The 26,761-nt window shown below is 69.2% G+C and carries 23 protein-coding genes; 17 read left to right on the top strand and 6 right to left on the bottom strand.

All coding sequences use genetic code 11. From position 1 onward, the window contains the following. Positions 1-138 precede the first annotated feature (138 nt). A complete protein-coding gene (locus tag ABDW59_RS19330; protein WP_343632115.1) occupies positions 139-1,707 on the bottom strand; it encodes a methyl-accepting chemotaxis protein in 1,569 nt (522 codons plus the stop codon). A gap of 205 nt (positions 1,708-1,912) precedes the next feature. Here ABDW59_RS19330 and uxaC point away from each other — a divergent pair, with 205 nt between their 5' ends. The 8 genes from uxaC to ABDW59_RS19290 all read left to right on the top strand — a co-directional run bounded on the left by uxaC (position 1,913) and on the right by ABDW59_RS19290 (position 13,825). Next, on the top strand, positions 1,913-3,304 hold the full coding sequence (uxaC, locus tag ABDW59_RS19325) for a glucuronate isomerase (protein WP_343632113.1): 1,392 nt from the start codon (positions 1,913-1,915) through the stop codon (positions 3,302-3,304). Between the two features lie 49 nt (positions 3,305-3,353). Then, positions 3,354-5,045, top strand: coding sequence for an altronate dehydratase family protein (locus ABDW59_RS19320; RefSeq protein WP_343632111.1), 1,692 nt, complete (start codon positions 3,354-3,356; stop codon positions 5,043-5,045). Positions 5,046-5,058: 13 nt separating this feature from the next. Further along, complete coding sequence (locus ABDW59_RS19315) at positions 5,059-6,534, top strand: tagaturonate reductase (RefSeq protein WP_343632109.1); 1,476 nt, start codon at positions 5,059-5,061, stop codon at positions 6,532-6,534. A 304-nt stretch (positions 6,535-6,838) separates the two neighbouring features. After that, positions 6,839-8,191: an MFS transporter gene (locus tag ABDW59_RS19310; RefSeq protein ID WP_343632107.1), complete on the top strand. Its 1,353-nt coding sequence runs from the start codon at positions 6,839-6,841 to the stop codon at positions 8,189-8,191. Between the two features lie 148 nt (positions 8,192-8,339). After that, a complete protein-coding gene (locus ABDW59_RS19305; protein ID WP_343632105.1) occupies positions 8,340-9,611 on the top strand; it encodes a porin in 1,272 nt (423 codons plus the stop codon). A 91-nt stretch (positions 9,612-9,702) separates the two neighbouring features. Continuing rightward, positions 9,703-11,832, top strand: a complete 2,130-nt coding sequence (locus tag ABDW59_RS19300; protein WP_343632103.1) for a glycosyl hydrolase family 28 protein — start codon at positions 9,703-9,705, stop codon at positions 11,830-11,832. A gap of 152 nt (positions 11,833-11,984) precedes the next feature. Then, the gene (locus ABDW59_RS19295; protein WP_343632101.1) at positions 11,985-12,845 is read left to right on the top strand and encodes a GntR family transcriptional regulator; all 861 of its coding nucleotides are present in this window, start codon (positions 11,985-11,987) and stop codon (positions 12,843-12,845) included. A 41-nt stretch (positions 12,846-12,886) separates the two neighbouring features. After that, entirely contained in the window at positions 12,887-13,825 is a 939-nt protein-coding gene (locus tag ABDW59_RS19290; protein ID WP_343632099.1) for a sugar kinase, read from the top strand. Positions 13,826-13,905: 80 nt separating this feature from the next. On the opposite strand, the gene ABDW59_RS19285 is transcribed toward ABDW59_RS19290, so the two are convergent. Next, positions 13,906-14,364 carry a CBS domain-containing protein gene (locus ABDW59_RS19285; RefSeq protein ID WP_343632097.1) on the bottom strand — a complete coding sequence of 153 codons (459 nt, stop codon included), beginning with the start codon at positions 14,362-14,364 and terminating at the stop codon, positions 13,906-13,908. A 179-nt stretch (positions 14,365-14,543) separates the two neighbouring features. On the opposite strand from ABDW59_RS19285, the gene ABDW59_RS19280 reads away from it, so the two are divergent. The 4 genes from ABDW59_RS19280 (at position 14,544) to ABDW59_RS19265 (ending at position 18,205) form a co-directional block, all read left to right on the top strand. Further along, a complete protein-coding gene (locus ABDW59_RS19280; RefSeq protein ID WP_343632095.1) occupies positions 14,544-15,854 on the top strand; it encodes an O-acetylhomoserine aminocarboxypropyltransferase in 1,311 nt (436 codons plus the stop codon). Between the two features lie 5 nt (positions 15,855-15,859). Then, entirely contained in the window at positions 15,860-16,714 is an 855-nt protein-coding gene (locus tag ABDW59_RS19275; RefSeq protein WP_343632121.1) for an alpha/beta hydrolase, read from the top strand. Between the two features lie 54 nt (positions 16,715-16,768). Beyond that, a complete protein-coding gene (locus ABDW59_RS19270; protein ID WP_343632093.1) occupies positions 16,769-17,128 on the top strand; it encodes a DUF962 domain-containing protein in 360 nt (119 codons plus the stop codon). Between the two features lie 126 nt (positions 17,129-17,254). Next, positions 17,255-18,205, top strand: a complete 951-nt coding sequence (locus ABDW59_RS19265) for a hypothetical protein (RefSeq protein WP_343632091.1) — start codon at positions 17,255-17,257, stop codon at positions 18,203-18,205. Positions 18,206-18,211: 6 nt separating this feature from the next. Here ABDW59_RS19265 and ABDW59_RS19260 read toward each other — a convergent pair whose 3' ends face one another. Next, positions 18,212-18,904, bottom strand: coding sequence for a hypothetical protein (locus ABDW59_RS19260; RefSeq protein WP_343632089.1), 693 nt, complete (start codon positions 18,902-18,904; stop codon positions 18,212-18,214). 183 nt (positions 18,905-19,087) lie between these two features. Here ABDW59_RS19260 and ABDW59_RS19255 point away from each other — a divergent pair, with 183 nt between their 5' ends. Continuing rightward, entirely contained in the window at positions 19,088-19,930 is an 843-nt protein-coding gene (locus ABDW59_RS19255; RefSeq protein WP_343632087.1) for a hypothetical protein, read from the top strand. A 29-nt stretch (positions 19,931-19,959) separates the two neighbouring features. Here the strand turns inward: ABDW59_RS19255 and ABDW59_RS19250 are convergent, their stop codons facing one another. Continuing rightward, complete coding sequence (locus ABDW59_RS19250; protein ID WP_343632085.1) at positions 19,960-20,916, bottom strand: NAD-dependent epimerase/dehydratase family protein; 957 nt, start codon at positions 20,914-20,916, stop codon at positions 19,960-19,962. Positions 20,917-20,980: 64 nt separating this feature from the next. Beyond that, positions 20,981-22,210 (bottom strand): glycine C-acetyltransferase, encoded by a 1,230-nt coding sequence (gene kbl / locus ABDW59_RS19245; RefSeq protein ID WP_343632083.1) that lies wholly within the window; start codon positions 22,208-22,210, stop codon positions 20,981-20,983. Positions 22,211-22,364: 154 nt separating this feature from the next. Here kbl and ABDW59_RS19240 point away from each other — a divergent pair, with 154 nt between their 5' ends. Both ABDW59_RS19240 and ABDW59_RS19235 read left to right on the top strand, forming a co-directional pair. Next, positions 22,365-22,943 (top strand): XRE family transcriptional regulator, encoded by a 579-nt coding sequence (locus ABDW59_RS19240; protein ID WP_343632081.1) that lies wholly within the window; start codon positions 22,365-22,367, stop codon positions 22,941-22,943. Positions 22,944-23,135: 192 nt separating this feature from the next. After that, positions 23,136-23,462: a hypothetical protein gene (locus ABDW59_RS19235; protein ID WP_343632079.1), complete on the top strand. Its 327-nt coding sequence runs from the start codon at positions 23,136-23,138 to the stop codon at positions 23,460-23,462. Here the strand turns inward: ABDW59_RS19235 and ABDW59_RS19230 are convergent. Further along, entirely contained in the window at positions 23,446-24,717 is a 1,272-nt protein-coding gene (locus ABDW59_RS19230) for a YihY family inner membrane protein (RefSeq protein WP_343632077.1), read from the bottom strand. The two genes, ABDW59_RS19235 and ABDW59_RS19230, sit on opposite strands and share 17 nt — an antisense overlap. Before the next feature lie 19 nt (positions 24,718-24,736). Between ABDW59_RS19230 and ABDW59_RS19225 the strand changes: the two genes are divergently transcribed. Both ABDW59_RS19225 and ABDW59_RS19220 read left to right on the top strand, forming a co-directional pair. Then, positions 24,737-25,186, top strand: a complete 450-nt coding sequence (locus ABDW59_RS19225; RefSeq protein WP_343632075.1) for a DUF2069 domain-containing protein — start codon at positions 24,737-24,739, stop codon at positions 25,184-25,186. Beyond that, positions 25,183-26,628, top strand: a complete 1,446-nt coding sequence (locus ABDW59_RS19220) for an FAD-binding oxidoreductase (RefSeq protein ID WP_343632073.1) — start codon at positions 25,183-25,185, stop codon at positions 26,626-26,628. Before ABDW59_RS19225 ends, ABDW59_RS19220 begins: the two co-directional genes overlap by 4 nt. Positions 26,629-26,761: the final 133 nt, after the last annotated feature.

Below are 26,761 nucleotides of genomic sequence, written 5' to 3'. Positions count from 1 at the left end.
GGGGCCGTCCCGAAAGTCGGAAGGCGAGCGGCGGCCGGCTGTCGCCAGAACCCGTCAACCGAGGGTTGATCCGGCTTGAGGACTCGTATGGCTCCCTCGCCCGCTTGCGGGAGAGGGCGGGGGAGAGGGTCTTCGCCCTCACTTCAACCGAAACACCGACACCGCCGCCACCAGCTGCCCCGACTGCGACTTCAAACTGTCCGCCGCCGCCGCCGTCTCCTCCACCAACGCCGCGTTCTGCTGCGTCGCCTGATCCATCTGCTGCACCGCCTCGCCCACCTGCGCGACCCCCGTGCTCTGCTCCTCGCTCGCCGCGCGGATCTCCCCCATCACATCGGTCACGCGCCCGATCGCCGCCTGCACGCCGTCCATCGTCCGTCCCGCCTCGCGCACCAGCGCCATGCCGCGATCCACCTCGCCGACATTGGTCTCGATCAAGCCCTTGATCTCCCTGGCCGCGCCCGCCGAGCGCTGCGCCAGCGCCCTCACCTCCGACGCCACCACCGCGAACCCGCGCCCATGCTCGCCCGCACGCGCGGCTTCAACCGCCGCATTCAACGCCAGGATGTTGGTCTGGAACGCGATCCCGTCGATGGTGCCGATGATGTCGGCCATCCGACCCGCGCTCGCATTGATGCGCCCCATCAGATCGACCACCTCCCCCACCTGCCGCCCGCCATCACGCGCGACGCTGCCCGCCTCATGCGCCAGCCCATTCGCCAGCCGCGCGTTGTCCGCGTTCTGACGGACCGTCGAACCCAGCTCCTCCATCGCCGCCGCCGTCTGCTGCAGCGCGCTCGCTTGCATCTCTGTGCGCTGGCTCAGATCCAGATTGCCATGCGCGATCTGCTCGGACGCGGTGGCCACGCTCTCCGCGCCCTGCCGCACGCCGCCGATCACCGCCACCAGCTCTTCCCGCATCGCCGCGAGCCGCGCCATCAAGCTGTGCTCGTCGCCCTCGCGCAGCGGCACCGTCGCAGCCAGATCGCCGGCCGCCACGCGCCCCACGAGCGCCGCCGCATCCCCCGGCTCGCCGCCCAGTTGCCGCGTCACGCGCCGCGTCACCCACCAGCCCGCCAGCTGCGCGACGAGCACCCCCAGTGTCACCAGCCCCGCCAGCATCCAGGCCTCATGCCGCACCAGCGCGACGCCGTCGTCGGCGCGATGCTTCGCCGAGCCCTCGCGCAACTCGCCCAGCTGGATGAGCTGCTTGCGGATCGCGACATGGGTGGGATCGGTGGTCTTGTTGAGCTCGGCGAAGGCGCCGTCGCGGTCATCGGCACGCGCCAACGCCTGCAGCCGCCCCATCGACTCGACATAGCGCGGCCACAGCGTCGCGAACGCCTCCAGCGCCGCGCGCTGCTCGTCGCGCTGCGCGTCATCGACCGGATGCGCGCGCTCGAAGTCGATGGCGGCCAGCACGTCGGCCTCGCTCTTGCGATTGAGCGCGAGCGTCTCCTCCCGCCCCGCCGCGTCGGCCTTGAGGATGTACGAGTACGCGCGGCGGAAATGCGTCGCCGCCTGCCACGAGGCCGTGCGGATCAGCGCGAGCGGCCGCACCTCCTCCTGGACCATCTCCTCCTGCATGCGGCTGAGCTGCCGCAGCCGGACCACGTTCATCGCGCCGATGCTCACGAGCATCACGGCGCACAGCGAAAACGCCAGCAGCAACTGCTGGCCGAGCTTGAGTCGGGCGAACGAAAACACGCTTGTCTCCTGGCAAACACACGGACCCCGCCTCGCCTCTCGCGGGCGGAGCGGTCTCGAGCGCTGGGCGGTCGCCGCACCCGAGCACACGTCTTTACGTGATTCCCCGGATCGGACCGCATTGCGCTTCTGAAATATCAGGCCTAGTATATTGATATTTCAGCGCCGCACTTTCGCGGTGCACCCCACCGCAGTGCCCGACGCCATGTCCTTCATCGATCAAGACTTCCTCCTCGACACCGCCATCGCCCGCACGCTGTACCGCGACGTGGCCGCCGACCTGCCGGTGATCGACTACCACTCCCATCTGCAGCAAGGCGAGATCGCCGAGCGCAAGCGCTTCCGCAACCTGGCCGAGCTCTGGCTGGGCGGCGACCATTACAAGTGGCGCCTGATGCGCACGGCCGGCGTCAACGAGCGCTTCATCACCGGCACGGAATCCGACGAGGCCAAGTTCCACGCCTTCTGCCGCGTGCTGCCGCTGGCCGCCGGCAACCCCATCCATCACTGGAGCCACCTGGAGCTGCGCCGCCTGTTCGGCATCGATCTGACGATCAACGCCGCCAACGCCGGCCGCATCTGGGAGGAAGCCAACGCCCGCCTGGCCGGCATGGACGCGTGGAGCTTCCTGGAGCAGGCCAAGGTCGAGATCGCCTGCACCACCGACGACCCCGCCGACGACCTGCTGCAGCACGCCGAGATTGCGCGCTCCGAGCTCAAGACCCGCGTGCTGCCGGCCTATCGCCCGGACAAGGCGATGCGCATCAACAAGGACCGCTTCGTCGATTACCTGACGGTGCTGGGCCAGGCCGCCGGCATGCGCATCGCCAGCTTCAACGACCTGATCGCGGCGCTGGCCGCGCGGCTCGCGTTCTTCCATCAGCAAGGCGCGCGCATCTCCGACCACGCCATCGACGCCGCCCTGCCCGCCCGCGCCGCGACGCCGGCCGAATGCGAGGCGCTCTTCGCCAAGCGCGTCGACGGCACGCTGCTGAGCGATGCCGAACAGGCGCTGTATCAGCGCGGCCTGCTGGAAGCGCTGGGCCGCCTGTACGCCAAGCACGGCTGGACCATGTGCCTGCACATCGGCGCGCAGCGCAACAACAACCGCCGCCGCCTGGCGCAGCTGGGCCCCGATACCGGCTACGACTCCATCGCCGACTTCACCAGCAGCGCCGGCCTGGCCGACCTGCTGGACACGCTGGACGCCGACGACCAGCTGCCCAAGACCATGCTGTTCTGCCTGAACCCGGCGATGAACGAGGTGCTGTCCACGCTGATCGGTTCCTTCCAGGACGGCGACACCGCCGGCAAGCTGCAGTTCGGACCGGCCTGGTGGTTCAACGACCACAAGGACGGCAACCTGGAGCAGATCCGCACCCTGTCCAACCACGGCGTGCTGGGCACCTTCGTCGGCATGGTGACGGACTCGCGCTCCTTCGCGTCCTATCCGCGTCACGACTACTTCCGCCGCCTGCTGTGCCGCCAGCTCGGCCACTGGGTCGAGGCCGGCGAGTACCCGGCCGATCTGGACGCGCTGGCCGCCATCGTGCGCGGCGTCTGCTACGACAACGCCAAGCGCTACTTCGGCCTCTGAGCCCTCGCCCCGCTGTCCTCCACGCTGTCCTGAGATCCGGAGCAAGGCCATGTCCCAGCCCATCCCCACCGCGCCCGACGCGGCGAACGTCGCCGACATCGCCGCCTGCGCGAGCGCCAACGCCGCGGCGCAGGCCGCCGCGCAGAAGGTCCTGCGCATCCATCCCGACGACGACATGCTGGTCGCGCTCGACGACCTGGCCATGGGCGAGGTCGTCACCGATGCGGGCGAGCAATACCTGATCGCCACGCCGGTGGCGCGCAAGCACAAGTTCGCGCGCCGCGCCTTCGCCGAGGGCGAGGTGCTGCGGTTGTACGGCGTGCCGGTCGGCAAGGCCGTGCGGCCCATCCGCCGCGGCGAGGCGGTGACCACCGAGAACCTCGCGCACTACGCCGCCGAGGTCGAGCTGCAGGCCACCGAGCCCTACACCTGGACCGCGCCCGACGTGACGCGCTGGGACGGCGCGACCTTCCCCGGCGTGGTCCGCAAGGACGGCCGCGTGGGCACGGCCAACTACTGGCTGATCTTCCCGCTGGTGTTCTGCGAGAACCGCAACGTGGAGCACCTGCGCAACGCGCTGGAGCGCCCGCTGGGCTATGCGCGCGACGACCTGGCGGCGTTCACGCTGTCGCTGCTCAACGAGGACATGGCCGCGCCCGCGCCGGCGCCGCGCCCTTTCCCCAACGTCGACGGCGTGCGCATGATCACGCACGCCGGCGGCTGCGGCGGCACGCGCGCCGATGCGCGTCATCTCTGCAAGCTGCTGGCCGCGTATGCCGATCACCCCAACGTCGCCGGCGTGACCGTGTTCAGCCTGGGCTGCCAGAACGCGCAGATCGCGATGTTCAAGGAAGAGCTGGCGCGTCAGAACCCCGACTTCGACAAGCCCTGCCTGATCTATGAGCAGCAGAAGTGGGAAGGCGGCGAGCCCGCGATGATGCAGGCCGTCGTGCGCGACACGCTGGCCGCGCTGGCCGAGGCCAACCGCGCGCAGCGCACGCCGGTGCCGCTGTCGCACCTGAAGATCGGCGTGAAGTGCGGCGGCTCGGACGGCTTCTCCGGCATCTCCGCCAACCCGACCATGGGCCTGGTGTCCGACATGGTGGTCACGCTGGGCGGCGCCTCCATCCTGGCCGAGTTCCCCGAGCTCTGCGGCGTCGAGGGCGACCTGATCCGCCGCTGCGTCAACGACGAGGACAAGCGCCGCTTCCTCGGCCTGATGCGCGACTTCGAGGCCAAGGCGCTGGCGGTCGGTACCCATTTCGCCGACAACCCCAGCCCCGGCAACATCCGCGACGGCCTGATCACCGACGCGATGAAGTCGGCCGGCGCGTCCAAGAAGGGCGGCAGCTCGCCCATCGTCGCGGTGCGCGACTACGGCGAGCCCGCGCCCGACCAGGGCCTGTCCCTGCTGTGCACGCCGGGCAACGACGTCGAGTCGGTCACCGGCATCGTGGCCTCGGGCGCGAACGTGGTGCTGTTCTCGACCGGCCTGGGCACGCCCACGGGCAATCCCATCGTGCCGGTGCTGAAGATCGCCTCCAACAGCCGCGTCGCCGCGCGCCTGCACGATCTGATCGACTTCGACTGCGGCCCGGTCATCGAGGGCCGTCCGCTGCCCGAGGTCGCCGGCTCGCTGCTGGACATGGTCGTGGCCACCGCCGGCGGCCAGTACCAGGCCAAGGCCGACCGGCTTCAGCAATACGACTTCCTGTTCTGGAAGCGCGACATCTCGCTGTGAGGCGATCCCCGCCATGACCGCCTCCCACACGACCTCCCCGCTCGCGCCGCTGCGCCGCGAGTCCCCGTCCACGCTGACGCCGCGCGTGCTGCAGTTCGGCTCCGGCAACTTCCTGCGCGGCTTCGCCGACTGGATGATCGACCTGCTGAACGAGCGCTCGGACCTCGACGCGGGCGTCGTCATCGTGCGCCCGACCGGACGCTCGGAGCGCCCGCTGATGGACGCGCAGGACGGCCTGTTCACCACGCTGGTCCGCGGCCTGGGCGCCGACGGCCAGCCGGTGCGCGAGTTCCGCCGCGTCTCCTGCGTGCTGACCGAGCTGGACCTGCATCGCCAGTTCGACGCCTACCTCGACACCGCGCGGGTGCCGACGATCCGCTTCGTCGTGTCCAACACGACCGAGGCCGGCATCGCCGTCAACGACAGCGATCGCGCCGACGACCGTCCGCCTTCGAGCTTCCCCGCCAAGCTCACCCGCTGGCTGCATGAGCGCTTCATCGCCTTCGACGGCGCGGCCGCATCCGGCGTCGTCGTGCTGCCCTGCGAGCTGATCGACGACAACGGCCCCGCGCTGCTCGCCGCCGTGCGCCACTTCGCCGCGCTGTGGCAGCTGGCGCCGGCCTTCGACGACTGGCTGCTCACGCATTGCGCCTTCCACTCGACGCTGGTCGATCGCATCGTCCCCGGCTACCCGGCCGAGGAGATGGACGCCATCGAGTGCGAGATCGGCGCCCGCGACCAGTTCCTCGTCACCGCCGAGCCCTATTCGTTCTGGGCCATCCAGGCCCCGGCATCGCTGGGCGAGGAGCTCAAGCTCGCCGGCGCGGACCTGAACCTCCGCCTGGTCGACGACATCAAGCCCTTCAAGCAGCGCAAGGTCGGCATCCTCAACGGCGGCCACACGACGCTGGTGCCGGTGGCGCTGCTCGCCGGCATCGAGAGCGTCGGCGAGGCCCTGCGCGACGAGGCCGTGCGCGGCTTCCTGGTCGCCGCGCTGCACGAGGAAATCATCCCCGCGCTGCCGCTGCCGCGCGAGGAGCTTGAGCCCTTCGCGGCCGAGGTGATGCGGCGCTTCGGCAACCCGTTCATTCATCACCGGCTCGCATCCATCGCGCTGAACAGCTGGAGCAAGTTCGCGGCCCGCGTGATGCCGCAGCTGCTGCGCTATCGCGCGCTGCGCGGCGAGTGGCCGCAGCGGCTGGTGCTGGCGCTCGCCGCCACCATGCACCTGTACCGCGGCGCGCACATGACGCTGTCCGACGACCCGGCGACGCTGGACTGGTTCCGCCAGGCCTGGCCGCGCCGCGACTCGGGCACATGGACCTGGAACGACTTCGCCGCCGCCTGGCTGGCCCATCGCCCCGTCTGGGGCGAGGACCTGCATGCCGCGCACGGCGGCGACGACAAGGACGGCCTGACGGCCACGCTGGCCGCAGCGCTCGCGGCGATCGACGAGCACGGCATTCGCGCCGTCATCAGCAAGATCTGAAGACCCCCGTCAGAGGGGCCGCGGCCGCAGTTCGGGCGAGCCGCTAGGCGCAGACGGAGCCATAGCAGCGCTGTGGCGCGGATCTGCAACAACGCGGATCGCCCGAAATGCGGCCGCGGCAACAAGTCATCAACAAGAAGACCGCTCAATGCGGCCCAGACCGTCGAAAGGCGGCACCAGGGCAAGACCCGGGCGCACGGTGCAAAGCACCGGCGCCGCAGTAGATGCAGGAGACAAGATGCAGAACGTGAGCAACGCTCGCGGCCGTTCCGGCGCGCGTGGCATTCGAGGACTTCGTTGGTGGATGGTCAGTTTGGTCACGGCCGGATTGATCGTGAACTACCTGGCCCGCAACACGCTGTCCGTGGCCGCGCCCACGCTGATGAGCGAGCTGGGCATCACCACCGAGCAGTACGCCCACATCGTCGTGGCGTGGCAGGTCTGCTACGCGCTGATGCAGCCCATCGCCGGCTACATCATCGACACCATCGGCACCAAGCTGGGCTTCGCGATCTTCGCGCTGGCCTGGTCGCTGGCCTGCGCGGCCGCGGCGATGTCCACGGGCTGGGCCAGCCTGGCCGCCTTCCGGGGCCTGCTGGGCATGACCGAGGCGGCCGGCATCCCCGCCGGCGTCAAGGCCACCACCGAGTGGTTCCCGGCGCGCGAGCGCTCGGTGGCCATCGGCTGGTTCAACATCGGCAGCTCCATCGGCGCGCTGCTGGCGCCGCCGCTGGTCGTCTGGGCCATCCTCAACGGCGGCTGGAAGTGGGCCTTCCTCACCGTCGGCGTGCTGGGCCTGATCTGGACCCTGCTGTGGATGCTGTTCTACAAGCACCCGGCCAAGCATCCGCAACTGTCGGACCAGGAGCGCGAGCACATCGTCTCCGGCCAGGAAGCCCAGTACCGCGATCCCACCGTGCGCAAGCGCCGCTGGACCGAGATCATCGTCAGCCGCAACTTCTGGGCGATCGGCCTGCCGCGCATCCTGTCGGAGCCGGCCTGGCAGACCTTCAACGCCTGGATCCCGCTGTACATGATGACCGAGCGCCACATGAACCTGAAGGAGGTCGCGCTCTTCGCCTGGCTGCCCTTCCTGGCCGCCGACATCGGCTGCGTGCTGGGCGGCTACCTCAGCCCCTGGTGCCACCGCCATCTGAAGGTCTCGCTGATGACCTCGCGCAAGATCGTCGTGGCCTTCGGCGCGCTGTGCATGATCGGTCCGGCCTGCGTGGGCCTGGTCGCCAGCCCCTACGCGGCCATCGCGCTGCTGTGCGTGGGCGGCTTCGCGCACCAGACCCTGTCGGGTGCCATCTACTCGGTCACCTCCGACCTGTTCGGCAAGCACGAGGTGGCCACCGCCACCGGCATGGGCGGGATGATGGGCTACCTGGGCGCCGCCGCCTTCACCGCCGTCTTCGGCGTGCTGGTCACGCAGGTCGGCTATGCGCCGCTGTTCGTGGTGCTGGCCGTCTTCGACCTGATCGCCGCCGTCGTCGTGTGGGCCCTGGCCCGCGCGCCGCAAGGCCTGGATGCCGCCGCCGCGTCGCACGACGCCGCAGCCCCTCACGCCGGCTCCGACGCCTCGTCCCCGACGAGCGCGCCGGCCGCGCCGCCGCACGCGCCGCGCGCGAGCGGTCCCTCGGCGGCAACCTCCTGAGGTCGCCGCCCTCCTCTCGCGCGGTCCGCCGCCTTTCTCTTTCCGCCTTTCCACTCTTCCCCGAGTCACCCCGGCACAGCTCCCCGCCTCCGTCGCGTCCCCACGCGGCGGGCCGGGCGAAGCCTTGCCCTCTTCCACTGGAGACAACATGAACCACTCTCTCAAGCGCTCGCGCCTCGCGCTGGCGATCGCCTCCCCGGCGCTGCTGGGCTCGCTCGTCGCGGCCCTGCCCGCGACCGTCCACGCCGAGGTCCTGGTCCCGATCAAGCTCTACGGCTTCCTGAACGCCGAGATCGAGCAGGTCCAGGCCAAGGGCGGCACCACGCCCTACCAGTCGCGCGGCCGCGTCACCGACGGCAACTCGCGCCTGGGCATCACCGGCGCCTTCACCGTCAATGACCGTCTGAAGGCGATCTGGCAGTTGGAGGGCAGCCTCAACAGCTTCGACCAGGGCGGCACCGACGACCTGGGCAAGTCGCAGACGCTGACCTCGCGCAACTCCTTCGTCGGTCTGGAGGACGTGCAGCTGGGCCGCTTCCTGGTCGGCAACTACGACTCGGCCTATCGCAGCCTGGTCGGATCGGGCGGCGAGATGGGCGGCAACCTGGGCCTGTCCGTCACCGGCCTGGACCTGTGGAACAACACCTCGGCCCAGCTGACGGGCAACAGCTACAGCGTGTTCAGCCGCGGCGAGTCGCGCTACAAGAACTCGGTCCACTACTTCTCGCCCGAGCTGATGGGCTTCTCGGCCGCCGCGTCCTACGGCTTCGACGAGTCCCGCAACGCCGGCCTGAACCGCGGCCGCATGTCGCTGGCCCTGAAGTACCGCAACGGCCCGCTGCAGCTGGGCGTGGCGGTCGACCAGCAGCAGAGCACCGGGGTCGACATCGAGCATCTGCAGCAGGGCTTCGGCTTCCGCACCATGGGCCAGGACGGCGCCAACACCCGCTTCGTCAAGCTGGTGGGCAGCTACAAGTTCCCCACCGGCACCTACCTGGGCGCGGGCGTGGAGCAGGCGAGCTACGGCTTCACCGAGTTCGTCCCGCCCAGCGGCACCAACTTCTATCCGGTGCTCAACAGCGGCCGCATGAAGCAGACCGGCACCATGCTGTCGCTGGCGCAGGAATTCGGCCACGCGACGCTGATGTTCTCGGCCGGCCAGCTGAGCAAGCTGGACAAGGCCGTCTTCGGCAACGAGGACGACTACAAGGCCACGCAGTTCTCGCTGGGCGCCAAGTACAAGCTCAACGACACGCTGACGGCCTACACCTACTTCACCCGCATCCGCAACAAGCCGCAGCAGAGCGCCAACCTGGGCCAGACGCCGCTGTACAGCGTCGGCAGCGGCACCGCCGACGCCTACCTGTCGCCCGGCGACAGCCCGCGCGCCATCGGCGTCGGCCTGATCGCCAACTTCTGAGCGCCTCTCACTTCGCGCCGCGCCGCGGATGACCGCGCGCCGGCGATCTCATAACGACATCAGAGACATCATGACCAAGCATCCCTCTTCAATGAGCGACTCTTCGCAGTCCGCGCGCGGCGAGCGCTCGGTGCCGGGCGCCGCCGCGCTGCTCGCGCTGACCGGCCTGACGCTGGCCCTGGCCGCCTGCGGCGGCGGTGGCGGCAACGACTCGACCGCGGTGAGCTACGAGTCGACCAAGCCCTTCCAGGTCGGCACCACCAGCTACGACCCCGACCTGCCGCCCGAGCCCACGCTGCCCAGCGACACGCAGGTCTGCGCCACGCTGCAGGCCAGCAACACCCTGGTCAAGCGCCCCGACGGCGCGCTGCCGCCCGAGGCCGACCCCTCGGTCGCCGGCGTCAGCGTCGCGGCCGATCCGGCCAAGGTCAATCCTGACCAGGCCCGCATCCAGGCCGCGCTGAACGCCTGCGGCGCCGCCGTCGACGCCGAGGTCGGCGCCGCGATCGCCGCCGCCGACGCGACCGCCACGGCCGCGCAGAAGGCCGCCGCGGTGGCCAACAAGAACATCGCCGGCGTCAGCGGCGAGGAGCTGGCCAAGCCCCAGTACCGCGCCAGCAAGTACGCCGTGCGCCTGGTCGTGAACCCGGGCGGCGGCAACGCCTTCATCTCGGGTCCGCTGACCCTGCCCTCGGGCGTGACGCTGTGGATCGACAACGGCGTGACGCTGTTCGCCTCGCGCGACGCGACGGCCTACATCACCAGCAAGGCCGGCCCCTACTGCGCCAACACGGCGGTGAGCAGCTCCAAGGCGGGCAGCTCCGGCAACTGCCAGGCGCTGATCAACGGGTCCAATCTGGTGAACTCGGCGGTGGTCGGCGACGGCGCCATCGACAGCCGCGGCTATGCCGAGATCGTCTCGACGCAGAAGCTGTACCCGCTGATGAAGGTCGACATGACCTGCTCCAACACCTACACGTCCTACGCCAAGGACCAGCAGGCCGCGGACGGCACCAGCTGCGACAACGGCGGCACGGTGGTGGACTCCAAGTCCTCCTCGCGCAACATGACCTGGTGGGACCTGGCCTACCTGGGCAACATGGTCCAGAACGGCACCACGGGCGCGGGCTCGCAGTCCAACTTCCGGATGATGGTCTTCAACTACGCGAAGAACCTGACCCTGTACCGCATCACGCTCAACAACAGCGCCAACTTCCACGTCGTGCCCAGCGGCATCGACGGGCTGACGGTCTGGGGCGTGAAGCTGCAGACGCCGTCGCTGGCGGCCTTCGCCAACCCGGCGGGCAACGGCAATCCGCTGTACACCGGCGAGACCTTCAACGAGGACAACGTCAAGAACACCGACGCCTTCGATCCGGGCTCGGCCGGCAAGGCGCTGTCGGGCAAGCTGGCGACGGGCTCGACCACGACCTCGGCCGCGGCGATGTCCTTCGACGGCTACCTGAAGAACGTGGTCTTCGCCTACAACTTCGTGTCCACCGGCGACGACGACATCGTGCTCAAGGGCAGCAACAACCCGAGCCCGGCCGGCTCCGGCCTGCCCGGCATCGACGGCAACCGCGACGTGCGCGCCGACCGCAAGCACGGCATCGTGATCGCCCACAACCACATCTACTGGGGCCACGGCATCTCGATCGGCAGCGAGACCAATGCCGGCGTGACCAACGTCCACGTGTACGACAACAGCTTCAACGGCTCGGAAGAAGGCCTGCGGATCAAGTCGGACTACGCGCGCGGCGGCGAGGTCAGCAACATCTATTACGACCGCATCTGCATGCGCAACACGCTCAATGCGCTGCTCTTCACGCCGTACTACAGCACGAAGGCCCTGCCCGCCGGCGGCGCGCAGATCCCCAACTTCCACGACATCCAGATCAGCAACGTGAGCATCCAGGGCAAGACCGGCGTCAAGCTGCAGGGCTTCCAGGCCAACACCGGCGGCCTGAACAACCCGCAGTACCCGCTGGTCATGTCGCTGACCAACGTGGTGACGGACACGCCCACCGGCGTGGACCTGATCTCGTCGGACGCCAACCTGACGATCAGCGGCGTGAACCTGCCCATCCTGGCCGACGCCTCGCGCCGCATCGTCGTCAACGGCACGGCGACGCAGGCGGTGGATGCGTCCAAGGTCGTGGATTGCAGCCGCGCATACGTGGACTTCCCGTCCGGCACCAGCCCGGCGGGCACGAGCTGGTGATCCAGCACCGCTTCGCGGGATGACCCGCGAGGCCGATCTCCGGGGAAACCTCCCCCGGGGATCTGGCAAATGGGGGGAGACAAGTCACCAGGATTTCTCATAATCGCCGGTCGACTTGTCGTCCCACCAGACGTTCCGCAAGCCCCTCTTCCATGACCCGATCTTCCGGCGCCGCGCGCCCCGCACGTTCCAGCTCCTCCAAGACCGCCGCAGCGGGTACCGCCAAGGCGGCCAAGGCCGTCGCGGTCGACGACCACGCGCCCGCCCGGGCCAAGCCGGGCCGTCCGCGCAAGGACGCCAAGCCCGCCGCCGCGCCCGTCGCGGCCATCGACGAGGCCGACAGCGCGCAGAGCGCCTCGCGCCGCGTCTATCAGGTGCTGCGTCAGCGCATCCTGGACCTGGAGATGGCACCCGGCGATCGCATCGTCGAGCTGGACCTGGCGGCCGAGCACGGCGTCAGCCGCACCCCGGTGCACGAGGCCGTGCAGCGCTTGGCCGACGAGGGCCTGGTCGAGATCCAGCAGCGGGTGGGCACCTTCGTCGCGCGCATTCCGGTCGATGGACTGGAGGAGGCGATGCTGGTGCGCACGGCGCTGGAAGTCGCCGTCGTGGAGCGCGTGGCCAAGCGGCTGCGGCCCGAGCACGTCCAGCAGTTGCAGCTCATCCTCGAGGCGCAGCGCGCCGCGACGCTGGCCAAGGACATGCCGAGCTTCCACCGCACCGACGAAGCCTTCCACGCGGCGCTGGCCGACATCGCCGGCTTCCCCGGCGTGTGGCGGACCATCCAGCAGGCCAAGACCCAGGTCGACCGATTCCGTCGCCTGACCTTGCCGCTGGAGGGCCGCATGGCGGGGGTGGTCGACGAACACCAGGCGGTGGTGGACGCGCTGCGCGACGGCCGCGCCGCCGAGGCCGCCGCGGCGATGCGGGAACATCTGGACCATGTGCTGCCGGTCATCGAGGTCACGCGGGCGTTCCGGCCCGAATACTTCGTCAACCCTCAAAGCCAGTGAGCGGCGGGCGCGAGCCGACAGGCCGCCCGTCGCGCCTCTTCATGAATTCATCTCCCTTCCTGGTCGCCGTGGGCGAATGCATGGTCGAGCTGCGCCATCAGGCCGACGGCCTGGTCAGCCAGTCCTTCGGCGGCGACACGCTCAACACTGCGGTCTATCTGGCGCGTCTGGCCGGACAGGCCTACCGCGCCGGCTACGCGACGGCGCTGGGCGCCGACGATCCCTACAGCGAGGCGATGGTCGCGCGGTGGCAGTCCGAGGGACTGGACACGCGCTGCGTCGCGCGCCTGCCCGGCGAGCTGCCCGGGCTCTACAGCATCCATGTCGATCCCGCCGGCGAGCGCCGCTTCAGCTACTGGCGCCAGAACGCGCCGGCGCGCCGCTACCTGACGCTGCCGGATTGCCCGTTGCAGCGTCTGCTGTCCGAGATCGGCTGGCTCTACTTCAGCGGCATCAGCCTGGCCATCCTGCCGCCCGAGGGCCGCGCGCGTCTGTTCGCGCTGGCCGAGCGGCTGCGGCAACAGGGTGGTCGCGTCGTCTTCGACAACAACTACCGGCCGCGGTTGTGGGCCTCGGCGGACGAGGCGCGCGCGACCTATCGTCAGGCCTACGTCCGGGCCGACATCGCGCTGGTCACGCTGAGCGACGAGCAGGACCTGTGGGCGCTGCCGGACGAAGCGGCGGCGCTGGAAGCGCTGGGCGAATCGACGGTGCCGGAGCTGGTCGTCAAGCGCGGCGCGGCGCCGACGCGGGTGCGGGCCGACGGGCGCTGGATCGAGGCGCCGACGGTGCCGGTGGCGCGCGTGGTCGACACGACGGCGGCGGGTGACTCCTTCGGCGCGGGCTATCTCGCGGCGCGGCTGCACGGCCGCGATCCGATGACGGCGGCGATGGCGGGCAACCGGCTTGCGGCGACGGTGATCCAGCATCCGGGCGCCATCATTCCGTTGGAGGCGATGCCGACGGCGCTCTGGGAATGAGCGAACGGCCGACCCCAAACGCAAAGGCGCGCCCGAGGGCGCGCCTTTTTCATGGGGCTGTGCTTGAGACGCTCAGCCGATCACGATGGATTGGCGGCGCCGTCCTCGGCGGGCCAGTCGCGGATGTAGGCCTTGAGCATGCGGTTCTCGAAGTCCTGCGCGTCGACGACGGTCTTGGCCACGTCGTAGAACGAGATCACGCCCATCAGCTGCTTGCCGTTGAGCACCGGCATGTAGCGCGCATGGCGGCCCAGCATCATGCGGCGGACCTCGTCGATCTCGGTCTCGGGCGTGCAGGTCAGCGGGGCGTCGTCCATGACGCTGCGCACCAGCGACGTGCCGACGATGTTGCCGTTGCGCACGACGGCCTGGATGACCTCGCGGAACGTGAGCATGCCGATCAGGTCGCCGAACTCCATGACGACGAGCGAGCCGATGTCGCGCTCGGCCATGGTCTCGACGGCATGCGCCAGCGGTTGGTCGGGTGAGACGGTGAAGAGCGTGCTGCCCTTGACGCGCAGGATGTCGGAGACTTTCATGATCTCGAGGAGAAGACGGTTGGAATCGGGGGACGGCGTCGCGCGCGTGACAGTCGGGAGACGGTGAATGCGGATGGCGCGCGAGGGGGTGGGTGGGTGCCCGCACGAGGCGGGAAAAGTGGCGCCCAACATAGCACACAATGCGCCGCATACAACAGCACAACACGCAGGAGACATGCATGTCTGGTCCCTCAGACCCGGGCTTTGACACCTTGGCGCTACACGCCGGGGCGGCACCCGATCCCACGACCGGCGCCCGCGCCGTGCCGCTGCACCTGACGACCTCGTTCGTGTTCGAGAGCGCCGAGCACGCCGCGGGCCTGTTCAACATGGAGCGCAGCGGGCACGTCTACTCGCGCTTGTCCAACCCGACCACGGCGGTGCTGGAGGAGCGCATCGCGGCGCTGGAGGGCGGCGTGGGCGGCATCGCGACGGCCAGCGGCCAGGCCGCGCTGCATCTGGCGATCGCCACCATCGCGGCGGCCGGCGACCACATCGTGGCGTCGAGCGCGCTGTACGGGGGCTCGCACAACCTGCTGCACTACACGCTCAAGCGCTTCGGCATCTCGACCAGCTTCGTCCGCCCGGGCGACCTCGACGGCTGGCGCAACGCGATCCGCCCCGAGACCAAGCTGCTGCTGGGCGAGTCGCTGGGCAATCCCGGCCTGGACGTGCTGGACATCCCTTCGGTCGCGCAGATCGCGCACGAGGCGGGCGTTCCGCTGCTGGTGGACTCGACCTTCAGCACGCCCTACCTGCAGCAGCCGGCGGCGCTGGGCGCGGACCTGGTCCATCACTCGGCGACCAAGTTCCTGTGCGGACACGGGACCGTGGTGGGCGGTCTGCTGGTCGACAGCGGCCGTTTCGATTGGGAGCGGGCGCATGCGGCCAGCGGCCGGCAGCGCTTCGCCGAGCTCTGCGAGCCCTATGACGGCTTCCACGGCATGGTGTTCACCGAGGAGAGCACCGTCGGCGCCTTCCTGCTGCGCGCGCGCCGCGAGGGCCTGCGCGACTTCGGCGCCTGCATGAGCCCGCACACCGCCTGGCTGATCCTGCAAGGCATCGAAACGCTGCCGCTGCGCATGGCGCGCCATGTGAGCAACGCGCAGAAGGTCGCGGAGTTCCTGGAGTCGCAGGACATCGTGTCGCGGGTCAACTATCCGGGGCTGGCCTCGCACCGCGATCACGCGCTGGCGCGGAAGCTGCTGCCCAAGGGCAGCGGCGCGGTGTTCAGCTTCGACCTGAAGGGGGGTCGCGAGCAGGGCAAGCGCTTCATCGAATCGCTGCGGCTGTTCTCGCATCTGGCCAACGTGGGCGACGCGCGCTCGCTGGTCATCCATCCGGCGACGACGACCCACTTCCGCATGGACGATGCGGCACTGGCCGCGTCGGGCATCACGGCGGGCACGATCCGTCTCTCGATCGGTCTGGAGGATCCGGACGATCTGATCGCCGATCTGAAGTCCGCGCTGAAGGTGGCCGCCAAATGAGCTCGATCAAGCTGCAAGTCCAGGGCCGCGAGGCCTATGCGTACACCGGCGGCAAGCGTTTCGACGCGGCACTGCCGGTGGTCGTCTTCATCCATGGCGCGCTCAACGACCACAGCGTATGGACGCTGCTGGCGCGCTACTTCGCGCATCACGGCCGCGCGGTGCTCGCGGTCGACCTGCCCGGCCACAGCCGCAGCGCGGGGCCGGCGTTGCCCGATGTGCAGGCGCTGGGCGGCTGGATCAATGAGCTGCTGGATGCGGCGGGCGTGGCCTCGGGCGAGAGCGACTCCGGGCGCGAGCGCCAAGCGCCGTCTGTGTCGCTCGTGGGCCATTCGATGGGCTCGCTGATCGCTCTGGAGGCGGCGGCGCAGCGGCCGGCGCGGGTGGCGCGGCTGGCGCTGGTCGGCACGGCCTGGCCGATGAAGGTCTCGGACGCGCTGCTGTCGACCTCGCGGGAGCGGCCTCGCGCGGCGATGGCGATGGTCAATGCCTTCGCGCACTCGACCACGGCGGCCAAGCCGTCGTACCCGGGGCCGGGCGGCTGGCTGCACGGCGGCGGCATGGCGCTGATGGAGCGGCTGCAGGACGGCTACGCGGAAACGGGCAATCTCTTCGAGCACGACTTCCAGGTCTGCGATCGATACCAGGGCGCGCCGGAGGCGGCCGCGAAGGTGACGGCGGCGGGCCATGTGCACTCGCACCTGATCGTCGGCGCGAAGGACGCGATGACGCCGCCGAAGGCCGCGAAGCAGCTGGCGGAGTTGCTCGGCGCGCGGGTGCAGACGCTGGCGGCCGGGCATTCACTGATGACCGAGGCGCCGGAAGGGATGTTGAATGCGCTGAAGGCGGCGCTGGACTGAGCGTCGCAGAGTCCGAGCACAGAGCCCGTGAAGGGCCGCGCCAAGGAGACAGCCATGAGCACCAGCCCCCTGCCCCACGCCCCGCAGGACGCCGAGTCCGCCGCGGATCGGATCAAGGCAATGCGTAGCTTCGCGGAGTTCTACCCCTTCTACCTGGGCGAGCACCGCAACACGACCTGCCGGCGACTGCATTTCGTCGGCTCGACGCTGGGGTTGCTGTGCCTGGCCTATGCGCTGGTCACGCAGACCTGGGGCTTCCTCCTGATCGGCCTGCTGTGCGGCTACGCCTTCGCGTGGATCGGGCACTTCGGCTTCGAGAAGAACAAGCCGGCCTCGTTCAAGCGGCCGCTGTACAGCTTCATGGGCGATTGGGTCATGTACAAGGACATTTGGACGGGGAGGATTCCGTTTTGAGCTGACGCTCGGGGTACTTGGAACGCATCAGCACCTTGCCTCCACTTGACCCTCTCCACAGCCGGAGAGGCAGATGAAGAGAGCACCTGGGCGACGGCACGAATCCTCTGCCGGACCGATGCCTAAATGAATCGTCTCCTCGTCGCAGCGGCGCTAGCCATCGCCATCACCGCGCTTCTGGTCGCTCGCCCTTGGGAGACCTCTCCGATGGCGGGGCGACTTGCCTCTGATCGATCGCACCCCGCCGCGATATCACCCGTCCCGCTGCCCTCCTCGGCGCCTGGTGCGCGCACGGCGGTGACCAAGCCATTGGAATCATCTGCGCTAGCGGTGCATCCGACGGCAAAGGCCTTCTGGGGTTCCGCCAACGATCTCTTCGAGATCTACAAGCAGGGCATCGCGTCCCCGGACATGGCCGAGGTGTTTCTCGCGAGGGAGGCGCTCAATCTCTGCCTTCCCTACGCCATGCGCGAGCCATTCATCGACGATGCTCTCACTCGCAATGACGGCGCCGATGCGGCCGAAGTCATGCGCACACGCGAGCGGCTCAAGGTCGCCTGCCGGGACTTCTCCAGCGTTTCCGCGTTGACGCTGATTCAGCAGCGCGGGGAAGCCTATCGGCGTCTCCGTTCCGCAGGGTTGCCCATCAATCCCGCGAACGCGGAACTCTCTCGGTCCCCGGCCACGCAGGAAATCGCCACGGCGAAACGGGCGCTTCTCGAATCGCTTGATCGCCAAGGACCCGACGCGCTGACCTGGCTGGCGCCGGCCGTGGGCGGATGGATCGAGCACTCGGCCGGCCTGGAGCGCAGCAGCCTCGATCCGCTGCTTCGAGACACCGCTCACATCGGCGTCGCCGTCCTGCTCAGCCAATGCCTGCTGGGCTACGACTGCGGCCCCGACTCGGTCCCGTACCTGATGCTGTGCTCGACCAACGGCCATTGCGGCGGATCGCTGTCCGAGTCCGCGCTCCGGGGTCTCTCGGAACCCGAGCGGCAGCGAGTCCTGCAGCAGGCCGAGGCCATCGCCCGAAGCATCGATCAGAAACAGTGGCAGCGCCTGGGGCTCAGCCCCTGAAAGCGATCAGGTCCGCGAGCGCTCCGACAACAACGCTTTCGCCGCCTCGATCCTCAACGCCATCGGCACGGCGGCGTCGTTCATCACCTGCATGAGGAAGGCGCGCGGATCGGTGAAGGTCGTGGCGGGCGCGAACGAAGGCGCCGCGATCGGAGCGGTCGCCGTTGAGGCAACGACCGCCGGGGCCAGGTCTTGCGGCTCGGACGTGAGCTGGCCCAGCGCCGTCGCCCACTCCGACGGGCTGATGCTCTTGAGCCCCTTGAGCAGGTCGGCCTGCCCCTCCGCGCCGGGCGGGATGTCCAGCCATGTCGCCTCGACGAAGACGGGCGCCAGATCCGGTGCGACGAACGCGGACCACTGATCCTCCTTCACCTGCGCCGGCACTTGTGGCGGCGTCGTCAGGCAGCGAATGCGCGGCGCGGCCAGCTCGCTCATATAGCGAGCGCGCAGGCCGTCGAAGAAGCGCATCGCTTCGTCCGCCGAGCATCCCTGCTGCAACGAGAACCACAGCTGATAGCTGTTCTCCCCAGCGATGACGATGCCCGGCGCGGGAAGACCCAAGTCCAGCTGCACGCTGCGCCACACGACGCCAAGCAGCTCCCAATCGGATGGGCGGCCGACGTCGAGCACGAGCGCGCGCGCCGATCCGTCAGGACCGGCGGCGTAGAGGCGTTGGAATTCGGTGGTGAGGCGGGACACGGCGCAATGAAGGTCGAAGATCGGACAAGAGCGCACTCTACGTCTTCGGACGCCCCCCTGACCGAATCGCGCACCGATCCGGCTGGAGAACCGGCACGCCCCACGCTGACACCCATGCGCCCTCGCCGTTGTCCTCGGGTCATCGGCGACTCGGTCGAACATGGCATTGACAAGGAGAAGCGCATGTACAGCATTCAAGGCCGGCAGGCTGCCTTCATTGGCGACACGCACGAAGCCGTCGAGCTCGCGAACTCGGATTCGAGTCCCGTCCCCACACCGCGCGAGTCGCTGGTCGATCAGCCGGCAGAGATGATCGAGCGCATCGCCTCATACCTGCCCGTGGACGACCAGGCCAGGCTCGGCCGGGCCTTCCCCGCGCTGACACCCACTCTGGCCTATCCGATGAAACTCGCGAGGGTGCGATGCGCGGCCGCGGGGGCTGCGGGGGTCGACCGCGTCAGACATGTGTTGGCCGAGATCCAGACCGTCCGGCTCTCGGACCGGTCCGGCTTGATGGACACCCTAGGCCGCCGGATCAGCAGCTTCCCGGAGGACGCCATGCCTCATGCCGCCCTGGCGTTCTCGACGGCAGTCGCTGCCCTGCCGGCCCATCTGCGCAGCGCTTCGCTGAATGCGCTCGTACACGATCTGCGCCGCCCGCGCGCAGCGGGCGCCGTGAGCGAGGGTGAAAGCGTGATCAGCGCCATGCGCACCCTGGTCGACCCCTCGCCCGCTGACGCTTTACACCTGGAACTGGTGGCGATCAGCGCTCATGTCGCACCGGCGATCCAGGCGGGCGCGAACGTCGACTCTTGCCTGGAACGAGCCGGCGTCCGAGATCCGTCACGTGTCGCCCTCATGACGGATCTCAGGCGACACAGCCCGGCGCGTCGAGAGATCATGGCCGGAGGCGATATCCGGACCGTGTTTCAACGCCACGGGATCGACTACTCCCTGTTGACCGAGGCACTGGTCAAGCGTCACCTCGACGCCGATCGCGCGATAGACGATCAAGCACCCGCCTGATCGTCGTCTGGCAGGAGGCCCGGGGTGATTCAGCCCTTCGCCGCCTGCTCCATCTGCGCCTTCAACGACCCCAGCATGTCGTCCACCATCGCATTCAGGTCGTAACCCAGCTTCCAGCCCCAGTCGCGCTGCGCGACCGAGTCGTCGATGGACTGCGGCCAGCTCGCCGCGATGCTCTGCCGGAAGTCCGGCGCGTAGTCGATCTTGAAGCCCTGGATCCGGCGGCGGATCGACGCGGCGATCTGTTCCGGCGTGAAGCTCACGCCCGCCAGGTTGTAGCTGCCCCACTCGGTGATGCGATCGGCCGGCGCCTCCATCAGCTCCAGCGTCGCGCGCAGCGCGTCCGGCATGTACATCATCGGCAGCGCCTGATCCTCGTTCAGGAAGCAGGTGTAGCGGCCCTGCTTGAGCGCCTCATGGAAGATCTCCACCGCGTAATCGGTGGTGCCGCCGCCCGGGGGCGTCTTCCAGCTGATCAGGCCCGGATAGCGCAGGCTGCGCACGTCCACGCCGTGATTCGCGTGGTACCAGCGGCACCAGCCCTCGCCCGCCAGCTTGGAGATGCCGTAGATCGTCGTCGGATCCATCACCGTGGTCTGCGGCGTCTCGCGCTTGGGCGTCTGCGGACCGAAGGCGGCGATCGAGCTGGGCCAGAACACGCGCTCCAGCTTCACCGTGCGCGCCAGCTCCAGCACGTTGAGCAGGCCCTTCATGTTCAGGTCCCAGGCCCACATCGGATGCTTCTCACCCGTGGCCGACAGCGCCGCCGCCAGGTGATAGATCTGCGTGATGCCGTGTCGCTTGACGACCGCCGCCAGCGCCGCCGCGTCGGTCACGTCCAGCATCTCGTGCGTCAGCTGCGGCACGCGGCCCTGCGGCGCGACGTCGCTGGTGATCACGTTGGCGTTGCCGTGTCGCTTGGCCAGCTCCACCGCCAGTTCGGAACCGATCTGGCCGTTCGCGCCGATCAACAGGATCTTGGTCATGGGAATTCTTCTTCTCTTGCTTGCTGTCGCGGACTGTCGCGCTCTGCCGTGGGCGTCGCCGCCCTTACTTCACCAGGCCCAGCTCGCGACCCGCTTGCGCGAACGCGGCGACCGCCTTCTCCAGATGCTCGCGCTCATGCACGGCCGAGATCTGCACCCGCACCCGCGCCTGCTCCTTGGGCACGACCGGATAGAAGAAGCCGACCGCGTACACGCCCAGTTCCAGCAGACGCGCGCTCAGCTGCTGCGCCTTCACCGCGTCGAACAGCATCACCGGCACGATCGGATGCGTGCCCGGCTTGATCTGGAAGCCCGCCTGCTGGATGGCCTCGCGGAAGTAGCTCGTGTTGGCCTCGAGCTTGTCGCGCAGCGCGGTGCTGCCCTCCAGCAGATCCAGGACCGCGATCGACGCGCCGACGATGCTCGGCGCCACGGTGTTGGAGAACAGATAGGGGCGCGAGCGCTGGCGCAGCAGCTCGATGACTTCCTTGCGGCCGGTGGTGAAGCCCCCCGACGCGCCGCCCAGCGCCTTGCCCAGCGTGCCGGTGATGATGTCCACCTTGCCGAAGACGTTGCGGTACTCGTGCGTGCCGCGGCCGGTCTTGCCCATGAAGCCGCTGGCATGGCACTCGTCGATGCCCAGCAGCGCGCCGTGGCGGTCGGTGATCTCGCGGATCTTGTCCAGCTGCGCGATCGTGCCGTCCATCGAGAACACGCCGTCGGTGAACACCATCACATGACGGGCGCCGGCATTGCGGGCCTCGATCAGCTGGCGCTCCAGGTCGGCCATGTCGTTGTGCTTGTAGCGGAAACGCTTGGCCTTGCACAGCCGGATGCCGTCGATGATGGACGCGTGGTTCAGCTCATCGCTGACGATGGCGTCCTGCTCGCCCAGCAGCGGCTCGAACAGCCCGCCGTTGGCGTCGAAAGCGGCCGCGTACAGGATCGTGTCCTCGGTGCCGAGGAAGCGCGCCAGGCGCTGCTCCAGCTCCTTGTGGATGTCCTGCGTGCCGCAGATGAAACGCACCGAGGACAGGCCGTAGCCATGCGTGCGCAGCGCCTCGTGCGCCGCCTCCAGCACCTGCGGATGCGCCGACAGGCCCAGGTAGTTGTTGGCGCACAGGTTGATCACCTCGCGGCCGTCCCGGGTCTTGACGATCGCGCCCTGCGGGCTGGTGATCACGCGTTCGTTCTTGAAAAGGCCGGCATCGCGGATGCCCTGCAGCTCGTTCTGCAGATGACGATAGAAGTCGTCCGTGGTCGGCGAGGTCGACGGGATGGCAATGTGGGTCATGCGGTGCTCCTGCGGCACAATCCGTTAAATCGAACGCGTTCGCTATATCGAACAGCCGTGCAGTATCACGAAACTGCGCGGACCGGTCAAGGCGGCGCGTTCCAGGAGACCGCCCCGTCCGCCCGAACGACGCCAGCCCGACGCCCGAGATCCGATGTCCGCCATTCCTTCCGAGAAGTTAGAACCTCCGCGCGTGGGCGCGACCCTGCAGGCGCTGCGGCAATCGCAGGGCCTGTCGCTGGACGAGCTGTCTCGGCGCGCGGGGGTGTCGAAGTCGATGCTCTCTCAGATCGAGCGGAATCAGGCCAATCCCACGGTGGCGGTGGTGTGGCGGCTTGCCAATGCGCTGCGGGTGGAGTTGTCGGAGTTGCTGGGCGGCGAGCGCCCCGCCGCGCCGTCCATCGAGGTGGTCGCCTCGCATGCGACACCGGGGCTGTCGAGCCCGGACGGCCTGTGCCGGCTGCGCATCCTCGGGCCCATTGAGCTCGCCGGCAATTTCGAGTGGTACGAGCTGACCGTGCAACCCGGCGGCGCGCTGGAATCGGCGGCGCATGAGCCGGGCTCGCGCGAGCACCTCAGCGTGCTCAGCGGCGAGCTGGAAGTGACGGCCGGCGGCAGCCGTCACCTGGTCAAGACCGGGGAGACCGCGCGCTATGCGGTCGACGGCGCGCACGCGATCCGCAACCTGTCGAAGAAGGCCGCGACCGCGCTGCTGGTGGTCCTGCACGCCTGACCCTCGGCCCCTCCAACCCTCAGCACCTCGGGGTGCCGAATCGCCGATCACCGGATCGCTCGCCCCTGCGATGACGACGGAGTTTTCGTCGTCTCTTCACACCCACTGTTACTTGACCTCGCCCCCTCGATGGTCACAATCGCCCGATCGCGGAGGCGAGGGAGCGTTCCCGGCATTCAAGGCAGTACATCCATGCAGCAACGCTCGTTGAATACACAGCACAAGTCCCACCACATCCCGACGCCGACCCAGCCGGCCACCATCGACAGCGAGACCCAGGCCAAGCAGCTGCAGTTGCTCGAAGGAACGGCGCGTCTGCGCGCCGCCGAGCAGCGCGCGCGCGACCACCGCTCCACGCCGCTGATCGACAAGGGCGAGCTCCCGCTGGGCGCCGCCCCGAGGTACGGCATGAAGCCCACCGGCGCGACGCGGCCCAAGCCGCCCTTCCGGCGCACGCTCTATGCGGTGATCGGGCTGGTGGTCGTGGCCGGCGGCGCCGCGCTCACCTACCTGAGGTAGGCCCCGAGACCGGCGTGGCGCTTGCGATCAGCGCGCCCACCGTGGTCTGCTGCCAGCCGGCCTTGTCCCACAAGGTCGACAGCCCCTCCTGCCGCTCGGCCAGCAGCGCGCGGATCAGCGGCTCGGCCATCGTCGACGAGGGATCGCACAGCAGCACCAGGCGCTGCGCGCCCTCCTCTTCCAGACGACCGACCCAATCCAGCTGCTGCAGCTGCTGCAGCACCGGCTCCAGCTGCAAAGGGTCCACGCACAGGCGCCTGGACAGGGCTTGCGAGGTCAGCCCCGCTTCGCCCGTGACGCGCGCGGCGTCCAGCTCCCGGATGACATCCAGCGCCAGCGCCATCTGCATGCCTGGCCGATTGCGGCGCACGCTGACGCCCCCGGCCAGCGCGGGCGCGTTGGCCGCCAGGATCGCGCCCAGCAGCACGATGGACCAGCCGACGTAGATCCAGATCAGGAAAATCGGCACCGCCGCGAACGCCCCGTAGAGCGTCGAATAGGTCGGCACCTGCTTCACGTACATCGCCAGCCCCTGCTTGGCGAAGTGGAAGGCGATGGCGACGAAGCCCGCGCCCATCAGCGCATGGCGCCAGCGCACGTCGGTGTTGGGCACGTAATGGAACAGCGCCGCGATCGCGCCCCAGAGCACCATCACGTCCACGCTGTTGAGCAGCAGCACCAGGCCGCGCGGCATGTTGTCGACGTAATCGCGGCTGGCCGAGATCAGGAAGCTGGTCACCGTCAGGCTGCCGCCCAGCAGCAGCGGCCCCAGCGTGAGCGCGGCCCAGTACACCAGCACCCGCTGCGCGATCGGCCGCGGCCGCTGCACGCGCCAGATCTGATTCAGCGTGCGGTCGATGGTCAGCATCAGCGACAGCGCCGTCACCGCCAGCACCACCAGACCGACCGCGCCCAAGCGATTCGCTTTCGCGGCGAACTGCGTCAGCGACATCAGCACGGGGCGCGCGATGTTGTCGGGGATCAACGACTTGAGGAAGTACTTCTCCAGTGCCGCCTGGAAGCTGGAGAACATCGGGAAGGCGGTGAACAGCGCCAGCGCCACGGTCAGCAGCGGCACCAGCGAGATCAGCGTGGTGAAGGTGAGGCTGCCCGCCGTCATGCCCAGGCGCTCCTCCCGGAAGCGCTGCACGAACACGCGCAAGGTGCGCAGCCACGGCCATTGCAACAACTCCCGCGCCACCTCCCGGAGCTCTTCGCGCACGCCTCGCCGCGCCACCCGCTGTCTGATATTCATGCTGGCTATGATGCCAGCCATGTCAAGCCTGCCCGCCTCCCGCGGCGCGTCCATCGGCTCCGCGCCGAGCCCGCGCACCGAGCCCACCGCGCGCGAGCGCGCCAGCCGCAACACCGCGGTCGCCGCCACGCTGGCGCTGGCGCTGATCTGCCTGGCCTGGGAGCTCTGGCTGGCCCCGACCGGCCGCGGCACGCTGGCGATCAAGGCCCTGCCGCTGCTGCTGCCGCTGGCCGGCCTGTGGCGCTACCGCATGTACACCTATCGCGCGCTGAGCATCTTCATCTGGCTCTACACCACCGAGGGCCTGGTGCGCGCGACCTCGGAGGCCGGCATCGGCATGGCACTGGCGTGGACCGAGGTGCTGCTGTCGGTGGTGATCTTCATCGCCTGCGCGTCGCAGATCCGGCAGCGGCTGGCCGAGGCCAAGGCCGCGACCCAGAGCCCGTCCGCGCTGGAGACGCCGCAATGAACCCGCCCGCATCGACCTCCGCCTCCGAGGCCGCTTCCGCTTTCCTGGACGCGCTGCGCGAGCTGCTCGGCGACGCGCACGTCCTGACCCCCGACGGCCACGACCTGTCCGCCTACGAGCGCGACTGGCGCAAGCGCTACGTCGGTCGCGCGCTGGCCGTGGCCCGGCCGGCCGACACCGCACAGGTCGCGGCGGTCGTCGCGCTCGCCCGCGAGCACGGCATCGCGCTGGTGCCGCAAGGCGGCAACACCGGCCTGGTCGGCGGCGGGGTACCGGACGGCTCGGGCGCGCAACTGCTGCTCAGCCTGCAGCGTCTGAACCGTGTCCGTCACATCGACGCGGCCAACCTGACCATGACCGTCGGGGCTGGCTGCGTGCTCCAGAACGTCCAGCTGGCGGCGCGTGACGCGGGCCTGCTGTTCCCGCTGAGCCTCGCGGCCGAGGGCAGCTGCACGATAGGCGGCAACCTCGCCACGAACGCCGGCGGCACGCAGGTGCTGCGCTACGGCAATGCGCGCGAGCTCTGCCTGGGCCTGGAGGTCGTCACCGCCGACGGCCAGATCTGGGACGGCCTGTCGGGCCTGCGCAAGGACAACACCGGCTACGACCTGCGCGATCTTTTCATCGGCTCCGAGGGCACGCTGGGCGTGATTACCGCGGCCACGCTGAAGCTGCATCCGCAGCCGCGCGCGCGGATGACGGCGCTGGCCGCTTGCGAGTCGCTGGGCCATGCGGTGGCGCTGCTGGGCCACGCGCAATCGCGCTGCGGCGCGGCGCTGACCGGCTTCGAGGTGATGAACGCGCTGTCGCTGGCGCTGGTGGCCAAGCACTTCCCGCAGCTGGCGCAGCCGCTGGGCCCGCAGCCCTGGACGGTGCTGCTGGAGCTCTCGGACAGCGAGAGCGAGGCCCATGCCCGCGAGCAGTTCGAGGGCTTGCTCGAGCAGGCGATGGAACTGGACGTCATCGTCGACGCGGCGGTCGCGGAGAGTCTGGCGCAGAGCCAGGCCATGTGGCATCTGCGCGAGTCCATCCCGCTGGCGCAGAGCGAGGAAGGCCTGAACATCAAGCACGACATCGCGCTGCCGGTGTCGCGCATCCCGGCCTTCGTCGCGCGCTGCGACGCCCTGCTGGCCGAGCACTTCCCGGGCTCGCGCCTGGTGGACTTCGGCCATCTGGGCGACGGCAACCTGCACTACAACGTGCAGGCGCCCGAGGGCGTGTCCGCCGCCGACTTCCTGCGCGAGCACGAGCACGCGGTGAACGCGCTGGTCTACGACCAGGTGATGGCGCATGGCGGCTCAATCTCCGCCGAGCACGGCATCGGCCAACTCAAGCGTGAGGAGCTCGCGCAGCGCAAGAGCACGGTGGCGCTGCGGCTGATGCGGCAGATCAAGCAGGCGCTGGACCCGCAGGGGCTGCTGAATCCGAATCGGGTGATCTGAGCGGCTTCATCACAATCGCTTGCACGATTCGTGCTTGCGAGGCGGGCACAATCCGGCCGCTTTCGCCGTCTCGTTTCCCGCCGCCGTCCCACGATGACAATCCCGACGCCAGCGCGCCGTGCCGAGGGCACGC

It is taken from the genome of Roseateles sp., from assembly GCF_039595295.1.
Lineage (GTDB): Bacteria > Pseudomonadota > Gammaproteobacteria > Burkholderiales > Burkholderiaceae_C > Roseateles.
This window is presented reverse-complemented; position numbering and strand designations above follow the sequence as displayed.

What these genes read in the sequence shown, in the direction of transcription:
- ABDW59_RS19305 (WP_343632105.1), top strand. Translation starts at nt 8,340, where the DNA reads ATGAACCACTCTCTCAAGCGCTCGCGCCTCGCGCTGGCGATCGCCTCC.
- ABDW59_RS19265 (WP_343632091.1), top strand. Translation starts at nt 17,255, where the DNA reads ATGAATCGTCTCCTCGTCGCAGCGGCGCTAGCCATCGCCATCACCGCG.
- uxaC (WP_343632113.1), top strand. Translation starts at nt 1,913, where the DNA reads ATGTCCTTCATCGATCAAGACTTCCTCCTCGACACCGCCATCGCCCGC.
- ABDW59_RS19250 (WP_343632085.1), bottom strand. Translation starts at nt 20,916, where the DNA reads ATGACCAAGATCCTGTTGATCGGCGCGAACGGCCAGATCGGTTCCGAA.
- ABDW59_RS19230 (WP_343632077.1), bottom strand. Translation starts at nt 24,717, where the DNA reads ATGAATATCAGACAGCGGGTGGCGCGGCGAGGCGTGCGCGAAGAGCTC.
- ABDW59_RS19285 (WP_343632097.1), bottom strand. Translation starts at nt 14,364, where the DNA reads ATGAAAGTCTCCGACATCCTGCGCGTCAAGGGCAGCACGCTCTTCACC.
- ABDW59_RS19220 (WP_343632073.1), top strand. Translation starts at nt 25,183, where the DNA reads ATGAACCCGCCCGCATCGACCTCCGCCTCCGAGGCCGCTTCCGCTTTC.
- ABDW59_RS19315 (WP_343632109.1), top strand. Translation starts at nt 5,059, where the DNA reads ATGACCGCCTCCCACACGACCTCCCCGCTCGCGCCGCTGCGCCGCGAG.
- ABDW59_RS19240 (WP_343632081.1), top strand. Translation starts at nt 22,365, where the DNA reads ATGTCCGCCATTCCTTCCGAGAAGTTAGAACCTCCGCGCGTGGGCGCG.
- ABDW59_RS19300 (WP_343632103.1), top strand. Translation starts at nt 9,703, where the DNA reads ATGAGCGACTCTTCGCAGTCCGCGCGCGGCGAGCGCTCGGTGCCGGGC.
- ABDW59_RS19270 (WP_343632093.1), top strand. Translation starts at nt 16,769, where the DNA reads ATGAGCACCAGCCCCCTGCCCCACGCCCCGCAGGACGCCGAGTCCGCC.
- ABDW59_RS19295 (WP_343632101.1), top strand. Translation starts at nt 11,985, where the DNA reads ATGACCCGATCTTCCGGCGCCGCGCGCCCCGCACGTTCCAGCTCCTCC.
- ABDW59_RS19235 (WP_343632079.1), top strand. Translation starts at nt 23,136, where the DNA reads ATGCAGCAACGCTCGTTGAATACACAGCACAAGTCCCACCACATCCCG.
- ABDW59_RS19310 (WP_343632107.1), top strand. Translation starts at nt 6,839, where the DNA reads ATGGTCAGTTTGGTCACGGCCGGATTGATCGTGAACTACCTGGCCCGC.
- kbl (WP_343632083.1), bottom strand. Translation starts at nt 22,210, where the DNA reads ATGACCCACATTGCCATCCCGTCGACCTCGCCGACCACGGACGACTTC.
- ABDW59_RS19280 (WP_343632095.1), top strand. Translation starts at nt 14,544, where the DNA reads ATGTCTGGTCCCTCAGACCCGGGCTTTGACACCTTGGCGCTACACGCC.
- ABDW59_RS19320 (WP_343632111.1), top strand. Translation starts at nt 3,354, where the DNA reads ATGTCCCAGCCCATCCCCACCGCGCCCGACGCGGCGAACGTCGCCGAC.
- ABDW59_RS19255 (WP_343632087.1), top strand. Translation starts at nt 19,088, where the DNA reads ATGTACAGCATTCAAGGCCGGCAGGCTGCCTTCATTGGCGACACGCAC.
- ABDW59_RS19290 (WP_343632099.1), top strand. Translation starts at nt 12,887, where the DNA reads ATGAATTCATCTCCCTTCCTGGTCGCCGTGGGCGAATGCATGGTCGAG.
- ABDW59_RS19225 (WP_343632075.1), top strand. Translation starts at nt 24,737, where the DNA reads ATGTCAAGCCTGCCCGCCTCCCGCGGCGCGTCCATCGGCTCCGCGCCG.